The organism is Bartonella sp. MR168JLCBS, from assembly GCF_042194175.1.
Window position 1 is genome coordinate 326 of record NZ_JBHIMP010000543.1, and the last position, 268, is coordinate 593.

General features: G+C 37.3%; 1 pseudogene. It reads left to right on the forward strand.

What is annotated here, in order from left to right:
• Window positions 1-61: 61 nt before the first annotated feature.
• Window positions 62-253: pseudogene (locus ACFIK8_RS12535) on the forward strand (nuclease); the annotation flags it as partial.
• Window positions 254-268 lie beyond the last annotated feature (15 nt).

Here is a 268-nt window from a genome sequence, read left to right on the forward strand (position 1 = left end):
CTCGCTTGCTCTTGCATTATCTTTTAAATAAAAAAGTTGCACTTTTTTGTATGACGCCTCAGTCTGTTCAGATGTTATACAGGTAATAAGTTGTGTTACTTGTAAAATGATCACGCCTATAGATGAAGGGTGGAGAAAAAGAATTGTTCACAAGATCCGATTATCTGATGTTGAAACCTGTGAAAAACAGCAATTTTCCTCACGCAATGGTATGAAATGGCTCTGCGGTGCTTTTGTCACTGCGTGGCTTGTGTAAAAAACAATTGAT